This is a genomic window from Pseudomonas sp. 05T35, assembly GCF_056396605.1.
Genome location: NZ_JBFTLU010000546.1, coordinates 1 through 2,627, shown reverse-complemented (window position 1 = coordinate 2,627; position 2,627 = coordinate 1). Strand labels below are relative to the sequence as shown.

Below are 2,627 nucleotides of genomic sequence, written 5' to 3'. Positions count from 1 at the left end.
GAGGTGGACAGCAATAACACGGCCGCCATCAGGTGCTTGAAATTAAACATGAGTCGTTTCATCACCTAGAAAGGGAACAGCGGGCTTAAGAAGAAACGGTCGAACCAGCCTGGCTGACTCGCGTCGGCAAACGAACCGGTGCCCGAATAGGTGATCCGTGCATCAGCGATACGCGTCGACGGTACCGTGTTATCGGTAGCGATATCGTCTGCCCGGACCAGACCGGCAATGCGCACCAGTTCATCACCGGTGTTGAGGGTCATCCACTTCTCGCCACGCACGGCAATGATGCCGTTGGGCAGCACGTCGGCAACGGTGACGGTGATCGAACCGGTCAGGCTGTTGCCCTGCCCTGCCTTGCTGTCGCCCTTGGTGGCGCGGTCACCGTTGTAATTGGCACCCAGACTCAGGGGACTGTTGGCGGCCGGAGTGCCACCGAACAACGAGGTCAGACCGATTCCGGCCTTGCTGGTCTTGTCCACCTGGGAGTTGGCGTTTTTACTGGCCTGGGTCTTTTCGTTCAGGGTGATGGTGATGATGTCACCGACCCGGAACGCCTTGCGGTCGCTGTACAGGTTCTGCTCGAAACCGGCCTGATAGATCGAGCCGTTGTTTGCCGCTGCAGGCAGCGGTGTACGAGGCAACACGGGCGCGTAGTACGGGTCATTGGGCTTCGGCGTCGGACCGACGCAGCCCGCGAGCACGGCGATCCCACTCAATGCGAGAACAGATACAAAGCGATTCATGACCCTACCTCACGGTGTTGCAGGCGGCTTCATGCCGCCTCATAGACTTGATTACAGATTCTGCGTTACGAACGAGAGCATCTGGTCGGCGGTAGAAATCACCTTGGAGTTCATCTCGTAGGCGCGTTGAGTGGTGATCATGTTGACCATCTCTTCAACGGTGCTGACGTTGGAGGTTTCCAGGGTGTTCTGCAGCGTGGTGCCAAAACCGTTCAGGCCCGGCGTACCGATTTGCGGCGCACCACTGGCGGCGGTTTCCTGGAACAGGTTGTTGCCCATCGCCTGCAGACCGGCCGGGTTGATGAAGTCGGCGGTTTGCAGGTTGCCGATCACTTGCGCGGCAGCAGCGCCTGGAACGGTGATCGACACGGTGCCGTCACGACCGACCGTGAAGGTCTGTGCGTTGTTCGGAATGACGATGGCCGGCTCCAGGGCGAAGCCGCTGGCGTTGACGATCTGGCCATTGGAGTCCAGGTGGAACGTACCGTCACGGGTGTAGGCGGTCGTGCCATCCGGCTGCAGGATCTGGAAGAAACCGCGACCGTCGACCGCCATGTCCAGCGGCTGGTCGGTGGTTTGCAGGCTACCGGCGGTGAAGTTTTTCTGAGTGCCGACAATGCGCACACCGGTACCCAATTGCAGACCCGACGGCAGTGCGCTGTCCTGAGTCGACTGGGCGCCTGGCTGACGCTTGATCTGGTACAACAAGTCCTGGAACTCGGCACGGTCACGCTTGAAACCCGTGGTCGATACGTTTGCCAGGTTGTTGGAAATAGTCGTCAGGTTGGTGTCCTGGGCGGACAGACCTGTTTTGGCAACCCATAGAGCCGGAAGCATTCAATTCTCCTCGTGCGCCTGTTTTACGGCGCGACGTTCTGATAATTAGCTGATCTGCAAGACCCGAGCCATGGCCTGGTCGTCGTCTTTGGCGGTGTTCATCATCTTGATGTGCAGCTCGAATTGCTTGGACAAGGCCAACACCGAGGTCATCTCTTCAACGGCGTTGACGTTGCTCGATTCAAGGAAGCCCGACACCAGTTGCACATTGGCATCGACCGGCGCCGGCTTGCCGTCGGCGGTATGGATCGAACCGTCCAGACCTTTGGTCATGTTCTTGATGTCCGGGTTGACCAGCTTGATGCGGTCGATTTCTGCGATGACGCGCGGACCTTCACCCATTGACCGAATGCTGATGGTGCCGTCCTGGCCGACTTCGATTTTCTGCTCGGGCGGCACGGCAATCGGGCCACCGTTGCCCATGACTGGCATGCCGTTGCCGGCGCGCAACACRCCCAGGGCGTCGACATTCAGGCTGCCGGTGCGCACATAGCTTTCACCACCGTTCGGATTCTGTACGGCAATCCAGCCGCTGCCCTGAACCGCTACATCGAGGTCGCGACCGGTTTCAATCATCGCGCCAGGCGAGAAGTCGGTGGCCGGACGTTCGGACAGGGCAAACGCTCGCGCCGGAAAGCTGTCGCCAAACACCGGCATCGACCGCGCCTGCTCCAGGTCTTTCTGAAAACCGTTGGTGGAGATGTTCGCCAGGTTGTTGGCATGAGCCTTTTGCGCCAGTGCGTTCTGGCTGGCGCCGGTCATTGCCACATAAAGGTACTTGTCCACAGTCTTTCCTCTGCATGTCGGACGTTTGCCGCCCACCGCTGTACTGCAGAGCCTCAAGCAATTTGCAGACCAACTTTTTTCTGGCGGCTTGCGGCCCGGCAAACAAAGGACTTGAGGGTTAACGAGGGGAAATTTGAAATGTATCGAAGTCGAAAAACCGGCGGTGTTATGCCGGTAGGTGGCAAAGGCTGATACTAAGGTTGCCTGCACTGCCGCCTTCGCGAGCAAGCCCGCTCCCACATTTGGAATGTATTCCCC

The 2,627-nt window shown here is 58.9% G+C and carries 3 protein-coding genes; all 3 read right to left on the bottom strand.

What is annotated here, in order from left to right; translation table 11 throughout:
* Nucleotides 1–65: 65 nt before the first annotated feature.
* The 3 genes from flgH to AC1DH9_RS26940 are packed head-to-tail and all read right to left on the bottom strand — an operon-like array spanning nucleotide 66 to nucleotide 2,369.
* Complete coding sequence (gene flgH / locus AC1DH9_RS26950) at nucleotides 66–746, bottom strand: flagellar basal body L-ring protein FlgH (RefSeq protein ID WP_427529886.1); 681 nt, start codon at nucleotides 744–746, stop codon at nucleotides 66–68.
* Nucleotides 747–797: 51 nt separating this feature from the next.
* Nucleotides 798–1,583, bottom strand: a complete 786-nt coding sequence (gene flgG, locus AC1DH9_RS26945) for a flagellar basal-body rod protein FlgG (RefSeq protein WP_054596270.1) — start codon at nucleotides 1,581–1,583, stop codon at nucleotides 798–800.
* Between the two features lie 45 nt (nucleotides 1,584–1,628).
* The gene (locus AC1DH9_RS26940; protein ID WP_427539137.1) at nucleotides 1,629–2,369 is read right to left on the bottom strand and encodes a flagellar basal body rod protein FlgF; all 741 of its coding nucleotides are present in this window, start codon (nucleotides 2,367–2,369) and stop codon (nucleotides 1,629–1,631) included.
* Nucleotides 2,370–2,627 lie beyond the last annotated feature (258 nt).